A 24,829-nucleotide genomic window follows, 5' to 3' on the forward strand; every position below is an offset into this window, starting at 1 on the left:
GTGAATATCGCCAGCGAACTCAAGCTGACAGCTGTCACCAAGGACTCCAAGAAGACCGCCGGTGACGCCCTGGTAATCGGCGTCGGCCAACAGTCCGGCGGACCAGTCCTGCTCGACTCCCCGCTCTCGGCGAAGGACGCGGCTGCCCTTGCCGACTCCCTCCCAATGCTCGGCATCACCGGCGGCGCTGACGAGGTTCGCAGGCTGCCCGGCCTGGAGGGCAGCGCTGCGGAGATTCTGGTGCTGACCGGCGTCGGCCGTCTCCCAGCTGACGGAGCGATCACCCCCGAGGCACTGCGCCGTGCCGCTGGCGCTGCAATCCGTCAGCTCATCGGACTTGATTCGGTGACCATCGCGCTGCCCGCACCGACAGTCGCCGATGCCGCAGCAGTGGCCGAGGGCGCAGCAATGGGTGCCTACTCCTACACTGAACACCGCTCCGCCCAGGCAGCAAAGAACGGATCGCCCGCCAAGGAACCGGTCAGCAGCGTCACCATCGTGACTCCCGCCGCGCAGGACAAGTCCTTGAAGGCCGCCCTCAACCGTGCAGCCATCCTGGGCCGCGGCGTCAACATCACCCGCTCGCTGGTCAACCAGCCACCCAGCCACCTGTACCCGGAAACTTTCGCGCAGGCCGCCAAGGATCTGACCAAGGGTCTGCCGATCAAGGTCACGGTGCTGGATGAGAAACGCCTGGAAAAAGAAGGCTATGGCGGAATTCTCGGCGTCGGGAAGGGCTCGTCCCGCCAGCCCCGGCTGGTCAAGATTGAGTACTCCCCCAGCTCGGCCAGCAAAAGCCTTGCCTTTGTTGGCAAGGGCATCACCTTCGACTCGGGCGGACTGTCACTGAAGCCTGCTGCTGGCATGCAGACCATGAAGCTCGACATGGCGGGCGCCGCCGTCGTGCTGAGCGCTGTCCTCGCCATTGCCGAGTTGGGCCTGCCCATCAAGGTGACCGGCTGGCTGTGCCTCGCCGAGAACATGCCATCGGGAAGCGCGCAGCGCCCCTCAGATGTGATGACCACCTATGGTGGCCGCACCGTCGAGGTCCTCAACACCGATGCCGAAGGCCGGCTGGTAATGGCCGACGCGCTGGCCGCTGCCAGCGAAGAGGCACCGGATGCCCTCATCGATATTGCCACCCTCACCGGCGCCCAGATGATCGCCTTGGGGCGCCGCGTCTCGGGTGTCATGGGCGACGATGACGTGGTTGATGCAGTCAAGGGTGCGGCGGACCGGTCCGGCGAGCTGTTCTGGCCGATGCCCCTGCCTGAGGAGCTCCGCCCGAGCCTCGACTCCCAGGTCGCTGACATTGCCAACATTGGCGAGAAATTCGGCGGCATGATGACCGCGGCGGTCTTCCTGCGCGAGTTTGTCGGCGAAGTCAACGGTCGGAAGATCCCCTGGGCGCACCTGGACATTGCCGGGCCTGCGTTCAACGAAGGCGCCGCACACGGCTACACGCCGAAGGAAGCCACCGGAGTAGGTGTCCGCACCCTGCTGGCATACGCCGAAGACATGGCCACCACCGCCAAGTAAGCCTGCTGGGCAGTTTCATCCCCGCAACAGGGGTGAGACTGCCCACATCAGGGCGGAGATCGCCCTTCATCAAGTAGATGCTGGCCGGATCTGGGGATAGGGTAAGTCCTGATCACACCAAGTATTCCGCCAAAATCATCAACCGACGGGCGCACTAGCCCGTCACAGATTACGCGAGGGAGCGTCCAAGTGGCCGATACGGCAGCTGCGCAAGAATTCGACATCCTGATTCTGGGCGGAGGCAGCGGTGGCTATGCCGCCGCACTCCGAGCCGTCCAGCTGGGATTCACCGTGGGACTCATCGAGAAGGGCAAACTCGGTGGCACCTGCCTACACAACGGGTGTATCCCTACCAAGGCCCTGCTGCACTCGGCCGAGGTCGCCGACACGGCGCGCTCCTCCGAGAAATACGGGATCAAGGCGACATTCGAGTCGATCGACATGCCTGCGGTCAACGCCTACAAGGACGGCATCATTGCCGGGAAGTACAAGGGCCTGCAGGGATTGATCAAGTCCAAGGGCATCACGGTCATCGAGGGCGCAGGCAAGCTCACCGCCACCAACACGGTTGAAGTGGATGGCACTTCCTACACCGGCAAGAACATCATCCTGGCTACCGGTTCCTACTCCCGCACCCTCCCGGGCCTCGAAATTGGCGGGAAGGTCATCAATTCTGATCATGCCCTGAAAATGGAAACGCTCCCCAAGAAGGCCATCGTGCTCGGCGGCGGCGTCATCGGTTGCGAATTCGCTTCCGTGTGGAAATCCTTCGGCGTCGACGTCACCATCATCGAGGGCCTCCCGTCACTGGTTGCCAATGAGGACGCCACCATCGTCAAGGCGTTCGAACGGGCCTTCAAGAAGCGCGGCATCAACTTCAACACCGGAACCTTCTTCGAAAAGGTCGAGCAGAACGACGACGGCGTCGTCGTCACGCTGGCCGACGGGAAGACCTTCGAAGCAGACCTGATGCTGGTCGCCGTCGGCCGTGGTCCCGTCACTGAAGGACTCGGCTACGAAGAGGCCGGCGTCACCATTGATCGCGGCTTCGTGATCACCGATGAGCGTCTGCACACGGGCGTCGAGAACATCTACGCTGTTGGCGACATCGTTCCCGGCCTTCAACTCGCGCACCGCGGGTTCCAGCAGGGCATTTTCGTGGCCGAGGAGATCGCCGGCCTGAAACCGGTCATCGTCGAAGACGTCAACATCCCCAAGGTCACCTACAGCGAACCCGAAATCGCGTCGGTGGGTCTCACCGAGAAGGCCGCCAAAGAAAAGCTCGGCGAGGACAAGGTCCTCACCCAGGAATACAACCTTGCCGGCAACGGCAAGACCTCCATCCTGGGGTCGGCTGGCCTGGTGAAACTCGTCAGCGAGAAGGACGGGCCAGTCATCGGGGTGCACATGATCGGCACCCGGATGGGCGAACAGATCGGTGAAGCACAGCTCATCGTGAACTGGGAAGCCTACCCAGAGGACGTGGCGCAGCTGATCCACGCCCACCCCACCCAGAACGAAGCGCTGGGCGAAGCACACCTCGCCCTTGCAGGTAAGGCGCTGCACGGATAACCGTGCACTAAGCTCGCAACTAAGCGTTCCACCAGCATTACTCGCAACCTTGGCGCTGCGGTGCCGGCCCCCTCCACGGGGCCAGCACCGCAGGGCAAAAACTATTCAGGAGAAACGGGGACACTATGTCTGAATCCGTCAACTTACCCGCCCTCGGCGAAAGCGTTACCGAAGGCACCGTTACACGCTGGCTCAAGGCGGTCGGCGACCGCGTGGAGGTTGACGAACCCCTACTCGAGGTGTCCACCGACAAGGTCGACACTGAGATCCCGTCGCCAATTGCCGGGGTCATCGAGGAAATCCTTGTAGCCGAGGACGAGACCGCTGAAGTCGGAGCGCCGCTGGTGCGCATCGGCGACGGGTCGGGCGGCTCGGACGACTCCGCTGCGTCGGGGGACGCGGCCGAGGAGCCTGCCGCAGAGGCCGAAGAGCCCGCAGCTGAAGAACCAGCCGCCGAGCCCGAGCCCGAGGAGAAAGCCCCCGAGCCCGCCGCTGCGGAGTCCTCCGCTGACTCCGCTGACTCCGCTGACGACTCGTCAGGCGGCGAGAGCACCGAGGTGACCCTTCCCGCCCTCGGCGAAAGCGTCACCGAAGGAACCGTCACCCGGTGGCTCAAGGAAGTTGGCGACGACGTCGAGGTGGACGAGCCCCTGCTTGAGGTCTCCACCGACAAGGTCGATACCGAAATTCCGTCGCCAGTCGCAGGGAAGCTGCAGGAAATCCGGGTTGGTGAGGACGAGACCGTCGAGGTTGGCGCAGTCCTCGCCGTCATCGGTTCCGGCGGATCTGCTCCGGCCAAGGCAGAAGCTGGCGCTGAGCCGGTCGCTGCTGCGTCGTCGGAAGAGCGTGAAGAGCCAGTAGCAGAGCCTGCCAAGACGGAGGACGCCCCGAAGGAGGAGGCTCCCGCACCGAAGGAAGAGGCCAAGCCGAAGGAAGAGGCCAAGCCGGCTGCACCCAAGGCGGCCGAAGAGAAGCCCGCAGAGAAGAAGCCCGCGGCGGACAAATCCTCCGAGGACAAGTCGGGCGGGTCCGACGCCGCGTACGTCACTCCCCTGGTGCGTAAGCTCGCGAACCAGCAGAACGTCGATCTGCAGTCCGTGAAGGGCACTGGAGTGGGCGGTCGCATCCGCAAGCAGGACGTACTGGAAGCCGCTGAGGCAGCCAAGAAAGCACCCGAGCCAGCTGCAGCTCCCGCTGCACCAGCAGCTCCAGCACCGGCAGCGCCGTCGGCTGAGGCCTCGAAGCTGCGTGGCACCGTCGAGAAGGCGCCACGCATCCGCCAGACCATTGCCCGGCGGATGCGTGAATCGCTTGAGGTGTCCGCCCAGCTGACCCAGGTCATCGAAGTGGATATGAGCAGGGTGGCGCGACTGCGTACCTCAGCGAAGGACAGTTTCCAGGCCCAGAACGGCGCGAAGCTGACCTTCCTCCCGTTCATCTCCAAGGCCGTCACCGAGGCGCTCAAGCAGCACCCAAAGCTGAACGCATCCTTCGATGAAGAAGCCAAGGAAATCACGTACCACGACGCCGAGCACCTGGCGATCGCCGTGGACACGGAAAAGGGTCTGCTGGTTCCCGTCATCAACGATGCCGGTAACCTCAACCTGGCTGGCCTGGCGAAGAAGATTGCCGACGTCGGCTCCCGGACCAAGAGCGGGAAGATCGGTCCGGATGAGCTGTCGGGCGGTACCTTCACGATCACGAACATCGGGTCGGTCGGCGCACTGTTCGACACCCCGATCATCAACCAGCCTCAGGTGGGAATCCTGGGCACCGGTGCGATCGTCAAGCGTCCCGTGGTGGTGACCGCCGACGGCGAGGACACCATCGCCATCCGGTCCATGATGTACCTCAGCTTGACCTACGACCACCGCCTGGTCGATGGTGCCGACGCTGGCCGCTTCCTGCAGTCATTGAAGGCACGCCTTGAAGCCGGCGCATTCGAATCGGATCTCGGCCTGTAACACGCACCATCCCCGAGGTCAGTAATCAACCATGAAGGAGAACAGTTATGGCTACAGTACGTAACGCCCACACCGTCTGGAGCGGCAACCTGCAGGCCGGAAGCGGCCAGGTCAGCCTCGACAGTTCGGGACTTGGCACCTACGACGTCACCTGGAAAGCCCGTTCGGAGGAAGCAGGCGGCAAGACCAGCCCTGAAGAGCTGATTGCTGCCGCCCACTCCTCATGCTTCTCCATGGCGTTCAGCCTGGCGCTCAGCGAGGAAGGCAAGACGGCCGACCGGATTGAGACCAAAGCCGAGGTTGATTTTGTGCCCGGTGAAGGAATCACCGCCATCCGGCTGATCCTGAACGCTGCGATCCCGGACATTGAGGACGCTGATTTCCAGCGGATCGCCGAGTCCGCCAAGACCGGCTGCCCTGTGTCCCAGGCCTTGGCCGGGGTCAAGAGCATCACTGTTGAGGCAACCCTGCAGTCCTAGTTCCACGCAAAAGAGGCGGTCAACCGGATATCCGGTCGACCGCCTCTTTTGTTTTCCCCGGAGGGTTAGCTCTTCGTCGGCCGTGGCGGTAACGGGCCCGGGTTGAGCTGGGGGTGGTTGGTCCGCACCGGCGGTACATCGGTGGGTAGCTCGGAGATCATCTCCCGCAGGATTGCGACACCCTGCTCCAGCTGAGGATCTTCCCCAGCCGCATAGGCGTGCGGCGGGAACGGGACCTCGATATCGGGGTCCACCCCGTAGTTCTCCACACCCCACCCGACGCCGCCGGTCATCCAGAATGCGTATCGCGGCTGTGTGACGGCGGTGCCGTCGGCCAGCGCGAACCGGCCATCGATTCCGACGACGCCACCCCAGGTGCGCGTGCCGATGACGGGCCCGATGCCCCTGAGTTTGGCTACCTGGGTGATGATGTCGCCGTCGGATCCCGCGAACTCATCCGTGAGGATGACCACGGGTCCGCGCGGGGCATGCGCGGGATAGGTACCTGGTTGCTCACCACGGGGGAAGGACCAGGCGGTGACCTTCCTGCCAATGAGTTCGGCCACGAGTTGCGAGGTGTGGCCGCCACGGTTGCGTCGCACGTCGACCACCAGGCCGTCGCGTGCGGTTTCACGGTCAAGATCACGGTGCAATTGCGCCCAGCCGCGCGCCACCATGTCCGGGATGTGAAGGTAGCCGAAGCTGCCGCCCGAGGCCTGGTGGACGATTGCCCGGTTGGCGTTGACCCAATTCTGGTAGCGCAGGCGTTCCTCACTGCGAAGCGGAACTACTGCAACGCGCCGGACTGATGCGGCGTGGGTTTCATCCCCTGCGCTTTCCTCCGTGTCCTCCCCTGCGTCTTGTCTTGAGGGCCGGAGAACTGTGAGTTCGACCGTTCGGCCGGCGGCACCGGTAAGGAGCACGGCCGGGCCGTGGGCCAACGGTACTGGGACACCGTCCACCGCTGCGATGATATCTCCCTCGGCGACTGCCACCCCTGGCGCAGTCAGAGGGGAGACCGCCTGCGGATCGGAGGACTCCCCGGCGAAGATGCGTTGCACCACCCAGCCGTGGGCTGATGGGGCCAACTCGGCGCCGAGGAAACCCTGTGCGCCGGTTCCCGGCTCCCCGAACAGCAGCGGAGTGACATAGGCGTGGGATGTCCCCAGCTCCCCGTGAACCTCCCACAGGACGTCCACCAGGTCGTCGTGCGACCCGAGCCGCTCCACCAGGGGACGATACCGGTCCCGGATGGCTGGCCAGTCCACGCCGCCCATATCTTCGGCCCAGAAGAAGTCACGCTGCAACCGCCAGGTCTCGTCGAATGCCTGACGCCACACGCTGACCGGGTCGAGGAGCACCCGGATCCGGCCCAGGTCCACCTCGACGTGGTCGGGTGAGTCCTTCTCCACCTTGCCCTTCGTTGGGACAGCAGTCACCTTCCCGGCGTGGATGAGCACAACCCTGCCGCCGTCGGCGCTAACTTCGAAACTGTCGACCTCGGCTGCCAGTGTCTCCGCGTCGCGTTTCGCGAGGTCGAAGCGCTCCAACCGTTTCGCCGGATCTTTGGCCGTGGTGGTGGCCCGACCGTCACCGGTCACACCGAAGCGCTCGGTTGCCGTCCACAGCAACGCGCCATCCACCGCGCGAAGCCCCTCATAGCCGCCCTGGGGCACGGGTACCGCAACGATCCGCTCTGCCAGTCGATCAGGATCGACGACGACGCACAGGTCCGGTTCGCCGTCGTCGTCCCTGCCGCCCACGGACCGCTGGGATCCGGCGGCCCCCAAGGCTTCTGTCGAATGCACCGACGGCCCAAACGGTGACGGCGTGTCAGCGGCGAGGGCCACCAGGAAGGGTTTCGTGGACACCGGGAAGCTCAGGTCAAAACGGTGGGTGTCATACACCGGGTCAAAGCTGCGGTCAGAAAGGAAGGCCAGGTACCGGCAGTCGCGGGTAAACACGGGTGAGTGATCCCGGAACCGGCCATCGGTCACATTGAGGATCTCGGCACCGGACTCCGCCCGGGCCAGCCGGACCCGGGTCCTGGCACCTTCACCCGTCACCGGTTCCGCCCAGGTGAGCCACTGCGAGTCAGGGGAAAACGCAAGGTCATCGACCGCGCCGTGGGTGGTTGAGCCCAGGGTGAAGAGTTCGCCGGTGGAGATCTGGAGGACCAGGATTTGTCCCATCTCGCCGGCCACAGCCACGCGGGTTCCGTCGGGACTGGTGACCAGGTTGCTGGCCCGGAACGGTCCATCGAATGCCCACCGCGACAGGCCTGCCGCTGCTGCGATGTCCTGTGCGGTGACAATGTCCGAGTCGGGCGCGCCCCCTTCGGACTGGGTTTCATCACCGGGCTGGGGCTTCGCCCCGGGCTGGTGCCCGGAACCCGAGGGGACGTCAGCGCCGGGGCGGCCTGCGCCGTCGGACGTTCTGACCGCGGGAACGGGGGCCGGCAGATCCGGCTCCTGCGCTGCGTGTGTTGAGGGACCGGCGGCGGCCGATGAGGTGGATTCTGACGCAGGACTGTCGGTGCCGGCGGAAAGGCCCGCGTCAAAGACGTTGCGGATATACAGCGCTTCTTCACCATCGTGGTCGGCGATGTAGGCCACACGGTCGACGCCGAGGGGCCGCCCCAGCCGCGCGCGAACACCCGCGGTGGCCTCCACCACGCGTGACGGTCCATCCCGGTGCGTCAGCCAGTGCAGGGTGCCGTGGCTTTCGACGACGCTGGCAGACCCCGTCGCTACCGGGGTGGCTGCCGCGAGGTGTCTGACCACGTTCAGCGGCTGGGGGCGCCGTCCGGTGGTGGCTGAGCCGAGTGAGATATCAAGTTTGACCGGTTCAGCATCGAGCGACTGCAGCAGCCAGATCGATCCCGCGGACTCAAACACAATCCGGGTGCCATCGGAGGTGGCATGCCGTACGTAGAACTCCTCGTGGTCGGTGTGGCGTTGCAGGTCCTCACCCTGGGGTGTCACGGAGTACAGGTTGCCGTAGCCTTCGTGGTCAGACAGGAAGGCCAACCGGTTATTGATCCACATCGGGTCGGCCAGGTTGCCGTCGAGCTCGGGGAGGAACCGGGCGAAGTCCCCCGACCCGTCCGCATCCATCCAGAGTTTGCCGGCTGTTCCGCCGCGGTATCGCTTCCACCAGGCGGGCTCGCGGGTCAAAACGCTGGAAATAACGAGGGGACGCTCGTCGCCGACAGCCGGGCCGGGCACTATCGCATCGAGTGGTCCGTAGGGGAACGCGGTTTGGGCGGAGCCGTCCAGCGGGACCCGGTAGCCCCAGGCGTGGCGCGGGTCCTCGTGTCGGAACGCGCTGGTGGCGATGACCTCCCCGTCAGCCGTGAAACCACGAACCTTCGTGCTCTGGTGGCCCCAATAGGTCAGTCTGCGGAAGTTTCCGCCCTCGGTGTCGGCGGCGACAACCTCGGGTGCACCCGCCTGGGTGACGGTCCAGGCGATGGTTGCTCCGTCGGGAGAGAGTCGGGGCCCGCGGGCCGGCAGCTGCATTGCTGAGATCCGCCAGGCGCGTCCCCCCGACAATGGTGCGACCCAGACATCGTTTTCTGCTACGAAAGTGAGCAGGTCACCGTGGACATGTGGAAAGCGCAAATAGTGTGAGGAACCCATCCGACGATCATAGCCACGAACCTTGTTGGCAGTGGCGTCGAGGGGCCGCGGTGAAGCCCGTCCTCACGGGCGGAGCCTGTGGTTCCCATTGGGACCGTCGGGGTGGTGGGATAGGGGTATGAGAATTCTGATTTCCGGTGCATCCGGAACCATTGGCAAGGCCTTCATCAAACAGTTGGAACCGGGAAAACATCAGGTGAAACGGCTCGTCCGCCGGGCACCGTCGGGGCCTGACGAAGTCCAGTGGGATCCTGTGGCCGGAGGCCTCGATCCGGCGATCATGGATGCCACCGATGCAGTGGTCAACCTATCGGGCGCGGGCATCGCCGGGGCGCCGTGGACGAGGAGTTACAAGGAAACGCTGTACTCCTCCCGGCTGACCGCGACCCGCACCCTGGTCGAGAGCATGCGTCGGGCAGATTCACCGCCGACAGTATTCCTCAGCCAGTCGGCGTCTGGCTACTACGGCAACCGGGGGTCCGAGATTTTGCCGGAGAGCGCAGCCTCGGGTGATTTGCTGCTCTCTGACATCTGTCGGCGGTGGGAAGCTGAGGCACTCCGGGCGCCCTCGTCGGTACGTACTGTCCTCATGCGAACCGGTGTGGTGATGTCCACCAGCGGCGGCGCGCTGCCCAAGTTGCTGGTCCCGCTGCGATTTTTTGTGGGCGGGCCGTTGGGATCGGGAAACCAGTGGTGGCCGTGGGTGACCCTTGATGATCAGGTTCGAGCGATGGCGTTCCTCCTTGAGGCTGAGGTCAGCGGACCGGTCAACATCTCCTCGCCTTCCCCCGCGACGCTGACCGACCTGACCGAGGCTCTCGGTGCTGCGTTGAACCGGCCCACCCGCTTCAGGGTTCCTGAGTGGGTCCTGACCGCGGTCCTTGGCCAGCTGGCCAAGGAGTTGTTACTGCCAAGCGCACGGCTTGACCCCACAGTGCTCAAGAATGCGGGATTCAAATTCCGGCACAGTTCATTGGACGACCTGGCCCGATGGGTTCGCGAGTCCCGATAACCGAGCCGGAACAACACCAACAAACAACGGGCGGCGCCCCGGGTTCTAGGGCTCGTGGACGGCGGAAATCCGCCAGTGATCAGGTCCTCGCTGAAGGACGAAGACCAGTTGCTGGGTCACTGGCGAGGTCTCGGTCCGGTGCACATCTCCACTGGGGGTGACCTCGGCGAAGCCAGAGGTGGTGGCCGTGGCGGCGACCGCAACAACCTGGCCGCCAGGACCGGCACTGTCAGTCGCCACGGCGGCGCCCGATAACAGTTCGACCGGTGTGAGGTCTGTCAGTTCAATCGTGAGCCCGGACAGGGTGTGTCCGCGGTCCCTCAGTTCCAGCACTGCTTCCTCGTCGGCGGCCATGGCTGGTGATGAGGGCACATTGACCAGCTTCAGGAGTTCGGCGTCGGCAGTCTCAAAGGCTTGTTCCCTGAGCCGGGACAGGAGAGGCAGGACCGTCAGGGGATCGGCGTCGGCGAGTGTAGTGGACGCAACGGCCGCGGTGGGGGCCGCCCCGGTGGAGCGGGTTGTCTCCTGCGACGGCTGGATCTCTGCCGCGGCGGCAGTCTCACCCTGGCCAGGCGGAGTACTGGAAGGGCCGCTGCCATCCAGCGCGCCCGGGGCCTCTCCCCCGATTCCCAGCAGCGTGCCTGCGAACAGTGCGCCACAGACGGAGAGCACAATCATGCTCAGGGCGGTAACCGCCAGTCCGACTAGCCGGCCCGGACGGCGGGTCCGATAGGTTGCTGGCCGGCGATCGGAGGGCTGATGTTCGCCCGACTGGTGATCGCCAGGCCGACGTTTTGCGGGCCGGTGTTTGCCTGCCGACCGGCGCCGTCCCGTTGGCGGGTTGGCTGAACCAGTAGTGGACCTGCGCGTCCTGAGATGCGGCAACACATCCGGGTGGACGGCTGCCACCAGATCAAGCGGCTCGGCCTGCGCCGTGCGCTGCACGGCCCGGGCAAATTCGCTGGCGGTGGGTCTCTCCCCCGGTTCTCCTTCCAGGCCCCAGTTGATGAGGTCCATGAGGTCCTCGGGCGCTTCCGGCACCAGCAGGGAAAGCGGCGGCCGCTGGATCGCCGGCCCCGGAACCCGCCCGGTCAGGGCGAACCAGCCGACAGCGGCAAGCGCATAGATGTCAGCCTCGGTATTCAACCCGTCAGGGTCCTGAGGCGTCTCCTGGAAGCCTGGTGTGCCGCCCGCACGATGCCTGGCTTCCCCCAGCAGCCGACCGACCCCGAAGTCAGCCAACAGCGGTTTACCCACTTCCGTAAACAGGATGTTGCCGGGCGCTACGTCCCCATGGACGGCTCCCAGGCCGTGCAGGAACGCCAGCACCTGCGCCAGCGGGGTCAGCACCGTGACAACCTCCCCCGGAGGAAGAGGGCCTCTCACGGAGACGAGGTTCAGCAACGACCCTCCGGCGGCGTATTCCATCCGGAGGCCCATCCCCTGGTCAGTGTGGATCACTTCATGGAGGGTCACCAAATGCTCATGCGGGAACCGGGCAAGGAACCGCTCCTCGCCACTCACAGCATCGGATCGCAGGGGATCAGCGCGGGCCGGGCCAAGAACCTTCAACGCGAAGAACTCTCCGGAGTCGTTCCGAATCAGCCAGACGTTCGCGCTGCCGCCGCGACCCAGCAGACGCTCACACTGGTAACCCGCAAGCAGCGGCGGGGTGGAAATCGGTTCCTCCCCGCCACCCTTGCCGGTGCGGCTGCTGTCCATGCACCAGTTGTAGCGGATCCCGGAAAACCTCGCAGAAGTTATCCACAGCAGCCCCGTGGCATGCATCAATGTCAGCGATGTCCCCGCGCAGGTCTACCCTTAACCCCATGACACTTCAATATTCGCGTGTTGGACTGGATCCGGAATTCGTTGACTATGAGGCTGGCTGGGATTTGCAGCGGAAGCTCCACGCCGGTGTGGTGGCAGGAACAGCACCGAGCACAGTCCTCTTGCTGGAACACAGTGCTGTGTATACGGCAGGGCGGCGCACCGAGGACCAGGAGCGACCGTTTGATGGGACGCCGGTGGTACCGGTCGATCGAGGCGGGAAACTCACCTGGCATGGCCCCGGCCAACTGGTGGGCTATCCCATCCTGGCTTTGCCGGAACCCACCAGGGTGACCGGCTACGTGGCCATTCTTGAAGACGTGATCATCGCGGTCCTGAAAGATTTCGGGATCAACGGGATCCGCATCGACGGCAGGTCAGGGGTGTGGGTCGCCGCCGATGACACCCGTCCGGACCGCAAGATTGCCGCCATCGGGATTCGCATTAACCGCCGGGTCACCATGCATGGGTTCGCGGTGAACTGCAGCAACGACCTCGCACCCTTCGCCCAGATTGTGCCGTGCGGAATTTCCGACGCTGGCGTGACCACAATCTCCGCTGAAACCGGCTACAGGGTGACCCCAGCGGACATCGTTTCGCGGATTGAAGACGAACTGCGCAAGAATGAACTATTACTGGTTGCCGAGGCGGCAGAAGATTTCCGCCCGTCAAGCACAGCCAACCCAGCCGGTCTGATCCGGCCGGAAGGAGCATGACCCGTGAGTCTGGCCCCCGAAGGACGCCGCCTTCTCCGCATTGAGGCGAGAAACGCCGAGACCCCGGTGGAGCGTAAACCCGACTGGATCAAAGCGAAGGTGAACATCGGCCCCGAGTTTGTGGCGATGAAGAACCTGGTGAAGAAGGAAGGCCTCCACACCGTGTGCGAGGAGGCGGGCTGTCCCAACATCTTCGAATGCTGGGAAGACCGCGAAGCCACCTTCCTGATCGGCGGTTCGGAGTGTACCCGTCGCTGTGACTTCTGCCAGATCGATACCGGCAAGCCGCAACCGCTGGACCGGAGCGAGCCGTTCAAGGTGGCCCAGTCCGTTCAGTCAATGAATCTGCGCTACGCCACCGTGACCGGCGTCGCCCGCGATGATCTTGAGGACGAGGGTGTCTGGCTTTACGCCGAGACTATTCGCCAGATCCACAGCATGAACCCCGGCACCGGCGTCGAAATCCTCATTCCCGATTTCTCGGGCAAACCTGAGCACATTCAGGCGATCTGCGATGCTGCACCCGAGGTGTTCGCGCACAACGTCGAGACGGTCCCCCGGATCTTCAAGCGCATCAGGCCCGCGTTCCGCTACGAGCGGTCATTGGACGTCATCACCCAGGGCAGGGACCTGGGCATGGTCACCAAATCCAATCTGATCCTTGGCATGGGCGAAACCCGGCAGGAAATTTCTGGAGCCATGCAGGACCTGCACGACGCCGGCTGCGACCTGATCACGATCAACCAGTACCTGCGACCCAGCGAACGCCACCTCCCCGTGGACCGCTGGGTGAAGCCCCAGGAATTTGTCGAACTCCGTGAGGAGGCCGAAGAGATCGGTTTCCTTGGCGTCATGAGCGGACCGTTAGTCCGGTCCTCCTACCGTGCCGGCCGACTCTGGGCGCGCGCCATGCGCAAGAAGGGCCTGGAACTGCCCGCAGCGCTGGCGCACATAGAGGATTCCGGATCGACGTTGCAGGAGGCGTCAAGCCTCGCGCCCACGGGCTAGCCCGACAGCGAGCCGCCACCCAAGGCATTGGGCCGGGGTGGTTTCGACGCGTCCAATCAGCGACCTGGATCACGTAGAATTGAAGCATTATGGCCAACAGCACTGAATCAGACGGATCATCCACCCCTAAGCGACGCCTCTTTTCCCGGAAGCCGAAGCCCGAAAAGGGACCGAAGAAGACCGGGCGGATGAAGCAAATCTCCGAGGTCTTCAAGATGACCCGGCGGAATGATCCCAACGTGGTGTGGATCATGCTGCTGGCGTTCCTGTCGATCGTCGCCGTCGGTCTGGTCATCGGTTTCCTGATCCAAAACTGGATCACCATGCTGATCATCGCCATCCCGCTGGGCTTCCTCGCCGCAGTGTTCATCCTGTCCCGTCGTGCCGAGCGTGCCGCGTTCTCGCAGATCGAAGGACAGCCCGGGGCTGCCGGCGCCGCACTCAGTGTGCTTCGGCGAGGCTGGATCCTGCAGGATCAGCCCGTCGCGATGAACCCGCGGTCGCAGGATGCGGTCTTCCGCGCTATCGGCCGGCCTGGCATCGTGCTGGTTACCGAAGGTCCGACGGCTCGGGTCAAACCGCTCGCTGATGCTGAGAAGCGCAAGATGGCGCGGATCGTCCCCAACGTGAAGGTTCACGTCATCGAAGCCGGTCGCGGCGAGGGCCAGGTGCCCTTGGCCCAGGTCGCCAAGAAGGCGCAGAAACTCAAGAAGAATCTGACCAAGCAGGAAGTTCAGGCGGTCAACAAGCGGCTGACCGCCCTGGGCACCAAGCTGCCGATCCCCAAGGGCGTTGATCCGTTCAAGGCTCGTCCGGACCGCAAGGCCATGCGGGGGCGCTAGGTCCGCACGAACGCAGGATTGGTTTGAGGGTCGACCTCGCTATCGGAGAGTGTTTCTCACCGAAGCGAGGTCGGCCCTTTTAGTTGGGTAGCGTAAGGATTTCCGCGCCGTCGTCGGTGATGGCGATGGTGTGTTCGCTGTGGGCCGTCCGGCAGCCGGTGGCGCTCCGCAGCGTCCATCCATCAGGGTCGGTGACGAGTGTCGCAGTGTCCACCATGACCCACGGCTCCAACGCGAGCAGCAGCCCGGGCCGGAGCACATAGCCACGTCCTGGCCGACCCATATTGGGTACATGTGGATCCTGGTGCATCGTCGAACCGATGCCGTGTCCACCAAATTCGGTGTTGATCGGATACCCCGCATCGGTAAGGACCCGACCTATTGCGTAGGAAATGTCGCCAATCTTCACACCGGGACCCGCTGCGGCTATGCCTGCCTTCAGGGCACGTTCGGTGGCCCCGATCATCTCCACACTCTCCGTGGGCTGAGCCTCGCCGACGATGAAGCTGATCGCCGAATCAGCGGCAATGCCGTTCTTTGATACGGCGAGGTCGAGGGTCAGCAGGTCCCCGTCCGCGAGAGCGTAATCGTGGGGCAACCCGTGAAGCACAGCGTCGTTGACCGCGGTGCAGATGTAGTGACCAAACGGCCCGCGTCCGAACGACGGCGCGTAGTCCACATAGCAGGATTCGGCACCGGCGTCGGCAATCATCGTCTTCGCCCAGTTGTCGATGTCCAACAGGTTGGCGCCGACTCTCGCCCGGCTCTTCATCGTCTGCAGGATGTTGGCGACCAACGCTCCGGCGTCTTTCGCCCGGCTCAGTTCGGCCTTGTTCAGGATCTCGATCATTCGGTGTCCTTCGTTTGAAGTCAGTGTTTATCCGGGTCAGCCTAGGAAGCCGCGCTGTCCCCTGATGCGGTGAGGAGTTCTGGTCAGATCCTGACCAGAACTGTTTGGACTGCACGGTCGTGGACTCCGCGCTGGTCGCGGTCCACGATGACGGCCGGGATCACCAGGCAGATCAGGAGGGTCCGGACCAGCGCCTTGCCGTATCCGGCCGGGCGTCCCGTGAGCGTCTGAACCTGCATGCCCATGATTCGATGCCCGATGCTGTAGCCAAAGAACCCTACGAGCAGGACCTGGGTGAGGGCGAAAATTCCCAGGGTGGCGAAGCTGTTGTAGTCGAAGAAACCGTAGGAGATCAGCGACGCCAGCGCCCAGTCAATGAGCAGTGCGCCGACCCTGCGGCCGGGACGGGCGATTGATGCGGGACCGGTTTTAGGACGCCCCATCCCCTTGCCCGGCCAGTCGGTGGAACTGTCGGAGGGGGTTCCGCCGAGCCATGAGCCGATGTCGTTTCTGTCTACCACTCCTTAATCTTAACGCGTTCACACCGCGGGGCTGCGCGTCGCGGTCGTCGTCATCCAGACGCCTCATCTGACCCGCAGCGCCAAATCAGGCTAGGCTGAAAGAGCCTTTAGTCCAGACCAGCCATTAAGTAACGTGCCGGAAACAATTGCGACACCAGTGGGAAACTGCCAACTCGTACAGTTGTAATCATTGCGGCGGCGGCGCTCAATGCCACTGATCTGCGCCCGGTCGTTACCCCCACATGCGTTAGGAGCATAAACGATGTTCAAGAATGCGGACGAAGTCCTCAAGTTCATCGCTGACGAAGACGTGAAGTTTGTCGACGTCCGATTCACCGACCTTCCCGGAGTGCAGCAGCACTTCAACGTTCCCGCGAAGACAGTCGATGCAGACTTCTTTGTGAACGGGCAGCTGTTCGACGGGTCATCGATCCGCGGCTTCCAGGGAATCGCCGAGTCGGACATGCAGCTGATACCGGACCCCACGACTGCGTTCATTGATCCCTTCCGGATGGAGAAGACGCTCGCGCTGAGCTTCTCGATTGTGAACCCTCGGACCGGCGATCCTTACCACCGCGACCCTCGCGGCGTGGCAGAACGCGCTGAGGCTTACCTGAGCTCAACCGGCATTGCGGACACCGCGTTCTTCGCCCCGGAAGCCGAGTTCTACATCTTTGACAACGTGCAGTACGAGTCCCTGCCCCAGGGCAGCTTCTACAAGGTTGACTCGATTGAGGCTCCCTGGAACAGCGGCCGCGAGGAAGAGGGCGGGAACCTTGGCAACAAGACCCCGTTCAAGGGCGGCTACTTCCCTGTCTCTCCTGTCGACAAGCAGGCTGACCTCCGCGACGCGATCTGCGTCGAACTGGACAACGCCGGCCTCGAGGTTGAGCGGTCCCACCACGAGGTAGGTGGCGCGGGCCAGGCTGAGATCAACTACAAGTTCACCACCATGACGCATGCTGCTGATGACCTGCAGAAGTTCAAGTACATCGTCAAGAACGTTTCCGATGCGTGGGGCAAATCGGCAACGTTCATGCCGAAGCCTGTCTTCGGTGACAACGGTTCGGGCATGCACTGCCACCAGTCGCTGTGGAGCGCCGGCGAGCCATTGTTCTACGACGAGCGCGGCTACGCGGGACTCTCCGACATGGCCCGCTGGTACATTGGCGGCCTGCTGAAGCACGCCTCGGCGGTACTGGCATTCACCAACCCGACGGTGAACTCCTACCGTCGCCTGGTCAAGGGCTTCGAAGCACCGGTCAACATGGTGTACTCGCAGGGCAACCGCTCGGCTGGTATCCGAATCCCCATCACGGGCTCCAACCCGAAGGCAAAGCGCATCGAGTTCCGTGCGCCGGACCCCTCGTCCAACCCGTACCTGGCCTTTGCAGCCCAGTTGATGGCTGGCCTTGACGGCATCAAGAACCGGATCGAGCCTGCTGATCCGATCGACAAGGACCTGTACGAGCTCCCCGCTGAGGAAGCCAAGGATATCCAGAAGGCTCCGGGTTCACTGGAGGAAGCTCTGCTCGCCCTTGAGGCCGACAACGAGTTCCTGCAGGCCGGCGGCGTCTTCACCCAGGACCTCATCGACACCTGGATCGAGTACAAGCGCGAATTCGAGATCATCCCGCTGTCACTGCGCCCGAACCCTTACGAGTTCGAGCTCTACTACGGCGTCTAGTCTCTAGATGGCAGAAGACCCGCACGGATCACCGTGCGGGTCTTCTTTTTCGCTAAAGCTGCGGCGATTCAGTAGGACGCTTCGTCGAGAGACGTGAGCACCATGACGGCGTCCCGCACCGCTGTGCTGACCCTCGTGGCAGCTTCGATACCGATTGCTCCGACCGCGGCGAGCAGTGATCGAACACCAGATTGCGTCATTGCACTGTGGTCCATCATCACGAGCATCCTTCCTGAAGGTTCTTTCCTGATACCAAAAGGTAACGGCTGATGCTGATGGAACTGCGCAAGCTGCCGCCGTGAATCCTGGACCGTGTCGTGGCTACGAAGGTCTAGCGCTTCCCGTACCTTTTGTGCACGGCCTGACGGGTGACCCCGAGTGCCTGGGCGATAGCCTCCCAGGACAGCCCCGCCTGGCGTGCCTGCCGGACGGCCACTGTCTCGGCCCGGCCAACTTCCTGACGCAGTTCGCTGACGGCTTGCAACCGGTTGACCGGTCCGCCGTCGTCGAGCGATCCGACGAGCGTTTTCATGCGTTCCACCTCCATGATGTCAACCATAGTTGACAACTGGCGTGAATTTCTAGTGAACTCCGTCGGCTGGATGGGTAACTCCGTCGGCAGGACCCGGAACCGGACCAGAAAAGTGTCTCAGTAGCCGTAGAAGGACCGCTCGAAGATGGCCCGGCTGCGACGGGTGAGCCGCAGGTAGTCCTCTTCCAGTAACGCACCCATCCCGGGGCCGTAACCACACCAGCGGGCCACCGCCTCCAGGTCACGGCGCGACGACGGCAACAGGTCTGATGCCTTGCCGCTCCAGATCACGTTCGCGGCCCGCACCCGGCTCGAGAGGCACCAGCTTTGACGCAGCGTGAGCACGTCGGAGGCGGACAGTAGCTCGGCAGCCTCGATCGCGTCCATTGCCGCAAGGGTCGAGGTGGTCTTCAGGGCATCATTCGCGTGAGCGTGCTGAAGTTGCAGCAGCTGCACCAGCCACTCGACGTCGCTCAGCCCTCCCCTACCGAGCTTCAGGTGCCGCGACGGGTCGGCTCCCCGCGGCAGCCGCTCCGATTCCATCCGGGCCTTGATCCGGCGAATCTCCCGCACCCCCTGGCCCGAGATGGTCTCCGGGTAGCGGATGGGGTCGATCAGTTCGGTGAATGCTGCGGCGAGGTCATCGCTTCCTGCGATGGGCAGGGCACGCAGCAGGGCCTGCGACTCCCAGACCAGCGACCACCGCCGGTAATACTCGCGGAAGGACTCGAGCGACCGCACCATCGGACCCTGTTTCCCCTCGGGGCGCAGGTCGGCGTCGATTTCCAGGACCCGCTCCGCCTGGATTGCCGGAGAGCAGGGCTGCTGCAGCAGCGCCGACAGTTGGCTGACGATCCGCTCCGCCTGCCCCTGAGCCGCCTCCTCGCTCGCCCCCTGACGGGCACGGTGCACGTACATCACGTCGGCGTCCGACCCGTAGGTGATCTCGCGGCCGCCCTGCCGCCCCATTGCCACGACGACGACGTCCGTCAGCGGCTCCTCGTTCGCTAAGACAGCACCCTCTGCGACATGCAGCGCGCCGAGGATCGCTGCCCGGTCAGTCGCGGACAAGGCGGCCCCTACCGCGGCCTGATCCAGCAGCCCTGAGCTGTCGGCGGTGGCTATGCGCAGCAGTTCCCGGCGGCGGATCAACCGGATCAGCCGCATCGCTTCGCGGGGTTCGGGGTGCCGGGACATTTTTGACTGGATTTCTGTCCACTGGGCTTCGAACCCGACCGGGATCAGGTCCTTGTCGTTGCCGAGCCACTTGGTGGATTCCGGTGACACTTCCAGCAGGTCGGCGATGAACCGGCTACTAGAGAGGATGTGGCATAGCCGTTCAGCTGCCGCCTTGGAATCACGGAGCATGCCAAGGTACCAGTGGGTCTGGCCGAGGCCCTCGCTGAGCCGCCGGAAGGCCAGCAGGCCCGCGTCGGGGTCCACCCCATCGGCCAGCCAGCCGAGGAGGACCGGCAGCAGGTTGCGTTGCAGCGCCGACCGCCGGCTCAGACCCGAGGTGAGTGCCTCGATGTGACGCATCGCGACTTTGGGGTCCAGGTAGCCCAGGGCGGCGAGCCGCGCCCGGGCTGCCTCGGGGGTCAGCTTGACCTCGTCGATGCTGAGATTCGCGGCAGTGTTCAGCAGCGGACGGTAAAAGATGTTCTCGTGCAGGCCCCGCACGAGGCGCTTGGTCTGCTGCCACTGTTCAATCAGGGCTGCCGCGGCCGGGCGGGTGGTGCTTTGGGCGCCCTGGGATGACATGGCGAGGGCCCGTCGCGACGCGTCGTCCTCGGGCATCAGGTGCGTGCGGCGCATATTGACGAGCTGGATCCGGTGCTCGAGCACCCGCAGGTAGCGGTACGACTCGTCGAACGCCCTGGCGTCGGTCCTACCGATATAGCCTGCGGCGCTGAGCGCGGCGATGGCCGAGGTCGTGTCACGGATCCGGATCGACTCGTCGGCCTTGCCATGCACCAGCTGGAGCAGCTGGACGGTGAATTCGACGTCCCGGAGGCCGCCGGGGCCGAGCTTGAGCTGACGCTCCGCCTCATGGGACGGGATGTTGTCGGTGACCCGGCGGCGCATGGCCTGCACCGAGTCGACGAAGCCTTCACGCTCCGAGGAGTTCCAGACCAGCGGCGCGACTGACTCCTCGTAGCGACGCCCCAGATCGGCGTCGCCAGCGATGGTCCGGGCCTTCAGCAGTGCCTGGAACTCCCAACTCTGGGCCCACCGGGCGTAGTAGGACAGGTGGGAATCGAGGGTCCTCACCAGTGGGCCTTCGCGCCCCTCGGGCCGCAGGTTGGCGTCCACCTCCCACAGCCCGGGCTCAATCCCGCTTGACGTGATAGCCCGGGAAATTCCGGAGGCCAGCGACGTCCCAATCCGGACGGCAAGCTCCTCGGCGAGGTCTGGTGCCTCAATCACGTAGATGACGTCGACGTCGGAAATGTAGTTCAGCTCTCCCGCACCACACTTGCCCATCCCCATTACCGCGAGGCGCACCGATGCTATGTCAGCGGCCGAGAAGCTGTCAGCCAGTTCCGCCCGTGAAACAGCCAGCGCTGCCTCAACCGCCGCGGCTGCCAGATCGGCCAGCTCCTTGCCGACGGTCGGCAGATAGTCCACCGGCGACGCCGAGCACAGGTCCCTGACCGCCAGTTCCACCAGGTGACGGCGGTAGCGTGCCCGCAGCAGCGCATACGATTCCTTGCCACCCCCGGCCGCGACGGGGGTGCCCGACGACGGATCGGCGCCGACCGACTCGAGCAGCGAAGACCGCAACAGTTCCGCTGACACCCCGCCGGGATTCCGGCTAGGAATGACCTTGACGGTGTCCAGGTGCTCGGGTCGCCGCATCAGGAATTCGGCAAGGGCCTCAGAGGCGCCGAGCAACCTGAACAGCGGCTCGCTGCCCACACCGCCGTCGGCCACCACGGCCGCAAGATCAGGTTGTACCGCCAAGAGCCGGACCAGGGATTGCAGCGCCAGATCGGGGTTGGCTGAGCGCGCCAACCCGCCGAACAGCGATACCTCCGGAATGTCCCGCAATTCGGGCGCGTCCAGAAAGCGGGAGCTTTTCTCGAGGTCGGTGAAACCCCGGCTGATGAGTTGGCGGTTGAGGCTCATGGCGGGCGCCAGTTTAGAGGATCCCGAGGTTACGGCGCAGCTCGTAGGGCGTGACCTGGATGCGGTAATCATGCCATTCGGCCCGCTTGTTCCGCAGGAAGTTCTCGTAGACCTGCTCGCCCAGGATTCCCGCCACGAGTTCCGAGTCCTCCATGACCCGGATGGCGTCATGCAGGCTCGCTGGCAACGGGTCGTGGCCCATGGCGCGCCGTTCGGTGGCGGTCAGACTCCAGACGTCGTCCTCGGCACCCGGTGGCAGCTCGTAACCTTCCTCGATACCCTTCAGACCCGCACCGAGCAGCACCGAGTAGGCGAGGTACGGATTGCTGGCCGAATCGATGCCGCGATATTCGATGCGGGCTGACTGGCCCTTGTTGGGCTTGTACAGGGGAACGCGGACCAGGGCTGACCGGTTGTTGTGGCCCCAGGAGAGGTAGCTTGGGGCCTCTCCCCCGCCCCAGAGGCGCTTGTAGGAGTTCACGAACTGGTTGGTGACGGCAGTGAATTCCGGTGCATGCTTGAGGATGCCGGCAATGAACTGGCGTGCTGTCTTGGACAGCTGAAACTCGGCGCCCGCTTCGTAGAACGCGTTGGCGTCGCCCTCGAACAGGGAGAAGTGGGTGTGCATCCCAGAGCCGGGGTGGTCGGAGAACGGCTTCGGCATGAAGGTGGCATAGCTGTCCTGGGTCAGCGCCACCTCCTTGATGATGGTTCTGAAGGTCATGATGTTGTCGGCGGTCTGCAGCGCGTCGGCGTAGCGCAGATCGATTTCGTTCTGGCCGGGACCGGCCTCGTGGTGACTGAACTCCACCGAGATGCCCACCGATTCGAGCATCGCGACGGCGGTGCGCCGGAAGTCCTGCGCCACGCCACCGGGAACATGGTCGAAGTAGCCGGCCTGGTCCACGGGCACAGGCTGTCCATCTGGTCCCAGCTCATCGGATTTGAGCAGGTAGAACTCAATCTCGGGGTGGGTGTAGCAGGTGAACCCCATGTCGGCGGCTTTCGCGAGCGTCCTTTTCAGGACGCCGCGCGGATCGGCGGTGGACGGCATGCCATCGGGGGTGAGAATGTCGCAAAACATCCGCGATGTGGGTTCTTTCTCTCCACGCCACGGCAGGATCTGGAAGGTCGAAGGATCAGGCTGTGCCAGCATGTCGGACTCGAAGACGCGGGCCAGCCCTTCAATGGACGAACCGTCGAACCCCAGGCCCTCCTCGAATGCACCCTCCACCTCGGCCGGAGCCAATGCCACCGACTTCAGGGAACCCACAACGTCGGTGAACCACAGCCGCACAAACCGCACATCGCGTTCCTCGATGGTACGCAGTACAAATTCCTGCTGCCGGTCCATAGCTACCCTCTTTCATGCTGTCGGTGTGTGTCCCGGGTGTCATCATGAGTGTCGGTCCACCAGTTCACTCTACTGATACTCACGCATTGTTAAGCCCGCGTGCCACCCGGGCTTCTGAAGTAGGCTCGACATATGACTTCAGCAGAGATTCCAGCGCCCTACGGCACGGGTGCCCGCGATGCCGACGCCGGGGCCGCACCGGCCGCGTCGCAGCCGCGGACTCCGGCCCGGATCCGCACTCATCACCTGCAGCAGGCGAAGAATGATGGACGCCGCTTCGCCATGCTCACTGCCTATGACCAGTACGCCGCGGAGATCTTCGACGACGCCGGCATCGAGGTGCTGCTCGTCGGCGACTCTGCCGCCAACAACGTGTTGGGCTACACCACCACCCTGCCGATCACCGTCGATGAGATGATCATCTTCTCGCGTGCCGTCATCAACGGTGCCACCCGGGCGTTGGTGGTCTGTGACCTGCCCTTCGGCAGCTACGAAATCTCCCCCGCGCAGGCCATCGAATCGTCGGTCCGCCTGATGAAAGAGGGAGGGGTTCATGCCGTCAAGATGGAGGGCGGCCGCCACTACGCCGACACCGTCCGTGCCCTGACGACCGCCGGTATCCCCGTCATGGCCCATATCGGGTTCACCCCTCAGAGCGAGCATGCCTTGGGCGGGTACCGGGTCCAGGGCCGTGGGGACGCAGCACAGGAACTGATTGACGACGCCGTCGCCCTCGCCGAAGCCGGAGCGTTCTGTGTGCTCATGGAGATGGTGCCCGCCGAGGTGGCTGCCGCCGTCGACCGCGCCGTTCGCGTACCGACCATTGGGATTGGCGCAGGCAACTCGACCACCGGCCAGGTCCTGGTATGGCAGGACATGGCCGGGGTTCGTACTGGCCGCCAACCCAAGTTCGTCAAACAGTTTGCCGACGTCCGCTCAGTGCTCGCAGCGGCTGCGACGACGTACGGCGAGGAGGTCCGGAACGGGACGTTCCCCGGGCCGGAGCACAGCTTCTAGGAGCTACTGCTCGTCCTCGGCATCCCACGCCTGGTTTCGCTGGGCTACTTTTTCCAGGGCACGCTCGGCCTCCGCACGTGTGGGGTAGGGCCCAATCAGTTTCCGCCAATCTGACTGCGCGTCCTCCTCGATCTCGTGGGTTTGCACGTTGTACCAGAACTCGGCCATGAGGGTCCTCCTTGATGGTGACTTTCGGCGGGACGCCGTGGCGCCTATAAGATCAAGAGTATGCCTCAGCAATCCGTCAGTGCACCCGTTGGAACACTCGAACCAGGAACCGTCAGTCCCCAACTACCGGTCCCGGTGAGTATTCCGCGCCCCGAGTATGTTGGGCGCAGCGGACCTGCCCCCTTCACCGGGTCCGAGGTCAAGACTCCTGAAACCATCGAAAAGATCCGCCGTGCGAGCCGGCTGGCCGCACAGGCCATCGTCGAGGTTGGCCGCCACATCGAGCCCGGGGTGACCACCGACCAGCTGGATCGGGTAGGCCACCAGTTTCTCGTGGACCACGGCGCCTACCCTTCGACCCTGGGCTACCGCGGATTCCCGAAATCGCTTTGCTCGTCCCTCAATGAAGTGATCTGTCACGGCATCCCCGACACCACCGTGCTGCGCGACGGCGACATCCTGAACATTGACATCACCGCCTACCTTGACGGCGTCCACGGCGACACCAACTACACGTTCCTGGTGGGCGACGTCGACGACGAATCCCGCCTCCTGGTCGAGCGCACCAAGGAATCGCTGAACCGTGCCATCAGGGCGGTGGCTCCAGGCCGGGAAATCAATGTCATTGGCCGGACCATCGAGTCCTATGCCCGCCGGTTCGGCTATGGAGTGGTGCGCGACTTCACCGGCCACGGCGTCGGCGAAGCCTTCCACACCGGGCTGATCATTCCCCACTACGATGCCGCCCCGGCCTATAACCGGATTATCGAACCGGGCATGACGTTCACCATTGAACCCATGCTCACCCTCGGAACCATCGAGTGGGACATGTGGCCGGACGAGTGGACGGTCCTGACCAAGGACCGCCAGCGCACCGCCCAGTTTGAGCACACCCTTTTGGTGACCGACAGCGGCGCCGAGATCCTTACCGTCCCCTAACCACCGGGTTCCCGCGGCGCTCCGCCGCG

The 24,829-nt window shown here is 64.1% G+C and carries 20 protein-coding genes; 11 read left to right on the plus strand and 9 right to left on the minus strand.

What is annotated here, in order from left to right; all coding sequences use genetic code 11:
• The 4 genes from ACX80Z_RS07545 (at position 1) to ACX80Z_RS07560 (ending at position 5,554) form a co-directional block, all read left to right on the plus strand.
• A complete protein-coding gene (locus tag ACX80Z_RS07545) occupies positions 1-1,539 on the plus strand; it encodes a leucyl aminopeptidase (RefSeq protein ID WP_019483240.1) in 1,539 nt (512 codons plus the stop codon).
• Positions 1,540-1,728: 189 nt separating this feature from the next.
• Complete coding sequence (gene lpdA, locus ACX80Z_RS07550) at positions 1,729-3,111, plus strand: dihydrolipoyl dehydrogenase (protein WP_459315450.1); 1,383 nt, start codon at positions 1,729-1,731, stop codon at positions 3,109-3,111.
• A gap of 125 nt (positions 3,112-3,236) precedes the next feature.
• On the plus strand, positions 3,237-5,075 hold the full coding sequence (sucB, locus tag ACX80Z_RS07555; RefSeq protein WP_459315451.1) for a 2-oxoglutarate dehydrogenase, E2 component, dihydrolipoamide succinyltransferase: 1,839 nt from the start codon (positions 3,237-3,239) through the stop codon (positions 5,073-5,075).
• Positions 5,076-5,122: 47 nt separating this feature from the next.
• Positions 5,123-5,554 carry an OsmC family peroxiredoxin gene (locus ACX80Z_RS07560; protein WP_019483243.1) on the plus strand — a complete coding sequence of 144 codons (432 nt, stop codon included), beginning with the start codon at positions 5,123-5,125 and terminating at the stop codon, positions 5,552-5,554.
• 65 nt (positions 5,555-5,619) lie between these two features.
• On the opposite strand, the gene ACX80Z_RS07565 is transcribed toward ACX80Z_RS07560, so the two are convergent.
• Entirely contained in the window at positions 5,620-9,195 is a 3,576-nt protein-coding gene (locus tag ACX80Z_RS07565) for a S41 family peptidase (RefSeq protein WP_459315452.1), read from the minus strand.
• A gap of 118 nt (positions 9,196-9,313) precedes the next feature.
• Between ACX80Z_RS07565 and ACX80Z_RS07570 the strand changes: the two genes are divergently transcribed.
• On the plus strand, positions 9,314-10,207 hold the full coding sequence (locus ACX80Z_RS07570) for a TIGR01777 family oxidoreductase (RefSeq protein WP_459315453.1): 894 nt from the start codon (positions 9,314-9,316) through the stop codon (positions 10,205-10,207).
• A 45-nt stretch (positions 10,208-10,252) separates the two neighbouring features.
• Here the strand turns inward: ACX80Z_RS07570 and ACX80Z_RS07575 are convergent, their stop codons facing one another.
• Complete coding sequence (locus ACX80Z_RS07575) at positions 10,253-11,929, minus strand: serine/threonine protein kinase (RefSeq protein ID WP_459315454.1); 1,677 nt, start codon at positions 11,927-11,929, stop codon at positions 10,253-10,255.
• A gap of 107 nt (positions 11,930-12,036) precedes the next feature.
• Between ACX80Z_RS07575 and lipB the strand changes: the two genes are divergently transcribed.
• From lipB to ACX80Z_RS07590, 3 genes are all read left to right on the plus strand, one after another.
• A complete protein-coding gene (gene lipB, locus ACX80Z_RS07580; RefSeq protein ID WP_019483247.1) occupies positions 12,037-12,753 on the plus strand; it encodes a lipoyl(octanoyl) transferase LipB in 717 nt (238 codons plus the stop codon).
• Between the two features lie 3 nt (positions 12,754-12,756).
• The gene (lipA, locus tag ACX80Z_RS07585; RefSeq protein ID WP_019483248.1) at positions 12,757-13,761 is read left to right on the plus strand and encodes a lipoyl synthase; all 1,005 of its coding nucleotides are present in this window, start codon (positions 12,757-12,759) and stop codon (positions 13,759-13,761) included.
• 89 nt (positions 13,762-13,850) lie between these two features.
• Entirely contained in the window at positions 13,851-14,603 is a 753-nt protein-coding gene (locus ACX80Z_RS07590; RefSeq protein WP_019483249.1) for a DUF4191 domain-containing protein, read from the plus strand.
• 79 nt (positions 14,604-14,682) lie between these two features.
• On the opposite strand, the gene map (ACX80Z_RS07595) is transcribed toward ACX80Z_RS07590, so the two are convergent.
• Together map (ACX80Z_RS07595) and ACX80Z_RS07600 are read right to left on the minus strand one after the other, a co-directional pair.
• On the minus strand, positions 14,683-15,453 hold the full coding sequence (gene map / locus ACX80Z_RS07595) for a type I methionyl aminopeptidase (RefSeq protein ID WP_459315455.1): 771 nt from the start codon (positions 15,451-15,453) through the stop codon (positions 14,683-14,685).
• A gap of 83 nt (positions 15,454-15,536) precedes the next feature.
• The gene (locus ACX80Z_RS07600; protein WP_019483251.1) at positions 15,537-15,974 is read right to left on the minus strand and encodes an RDD family protein; all 438 of its coding nucleotides are present in this window, start codon (positions 15,972-15,974) and stop codon (positions 15,537-15,539) included.
• A gap of 262 nt (positions 15,975-16,236) precedes the next feature.
• Between ACX80Z_RS07600 and glnA (ACX80Z_RS07605) the strand changes: the two genes are divergently transcribed.
• A complete protein-coding gene (gene glnA / locus ACX80Z_RS07605; RefSeq protein ID WP_019483252.1) occupies positions 16,237-17,661 on the plus strand; it encodes a type I glutamate--ammonia ligase in 1,425 nt (474 codons plus the stop codon).
• A 68-nt stretch (positions 17,662-17,729) separates the two neighbouring features.
• Here glnA (ACX80Z_RS07605) and ACX80Z_RS07610 read toward each other — a convergent pair whose 3' ends face one another.
• From ACX80Z_RS07610 to glnA (ACX80Z_RS07625), 4 genes are all read right to left on the minus strand, one after another.
• Complete coding sequence (locus tag ACX80Z_RS07610; RefSeq protein WP_459315456.1) at positions 17,730-17,861, minus strand: hypothetical protein; 132 nt, start codon at positions 17,859-17,861, stop codon at positions 17,730-17,732.
• A 131-nt stretch (positions 17,862-17,992) separates the two neighbouring features.
• Positions 17,993-18,193, minus strand: a complete 201-nt coding sequence (locus tag ACX80Z_RS07615; RefSeq protein ID WP_237742172.1) for an AsnC family protein — start codon at positions 18,191-18,193, stop codon at positions 17,993-17,995.
• Positions 18,194-18,310: 117 nt separating this feature from the next.
• Positions 18,311-21,322, minus strand: a complete 3,012-nt coding sequence (locus ACX80Z_RS07620) for a bifunctional [glutamine synthetase] adenylyltransferase/[glutamine synthetase]-adenylyl-L-tyrosine phosphorylase (protein ID WP_459315457.1) — start codon at positions 21,320-21,322, stop codon at positions 18,311-18,313.
• A gap of 13 nt (positions 21,323-21,335) precedes the next feature.
• Positions 21,336-22,676, minus strand: a complete 1,341-nt coding sequence (gene glnA, locus ACX80Z_RS07625) for a type I glutamate--ammonia ligase (RefSeq protein ID WP_024477355.1) — start codon at positions 22,674-22,676, stop codon at positions 21,336-21,338.
• A 132-nt stretch (positions 22,677-22,808) separates the two neighbouring features.
• Between glnA (ACX80Z_RS07625) and panB the strand changes: the two genes are divergently transcribed.
• Positions 22,809-23,693: a 3-methyl-2-oxobutanoate hydroxymethyltransferase gene (gene panB / locus ACX80Z_RS07630; protein WP_024477356.1), complete on the plus strand. Its 885-nt coding sequence runs from the start codon at positions 22,809-22,811 to the stop codon at positions 23,691-23,693.
• Positions 23,694-23,696: 3 nt separating this feature from the next.
• Here the strand turns inward: panB and ACX80Z_RS07635 are convergent, their stop codons facing one another.
• Complete coding sequence (locus ACX80Z_RS07635; protein ID WP_019481305.1) at positions 23,697-23,861, minus strand: SPOR domain-containing protein; 165 nt, start codon at positions 23,859-23,861, stop codon at positions 23,697-23,699.
• A gap of 60 nt (positions 23,862-23,921) precedes the next feature.
• On the opposite strand from ACX80Z_RS07635, the gene map (ACX80Z_RS07640) reads away from it, so the two are divergent.
• Positions 23,922-24,800: a type I methionyl aminopeptidase gene (gene map / locus ACX80Z_RS07640; RefSeq protein ID WP_024477357.1), complete on the plus strand. Its 879-nt coding sequence runs from the start codon at positions 23,922-23,924 to the stop codon at positions 24,798-24,800.
• The last annotated feature ends 29 nt before the right edge of the window (positions 24,801-24,829 follow it).

Source organism: Arthrobacter sp. TMT4-20, from assembly GCF_054510775.1.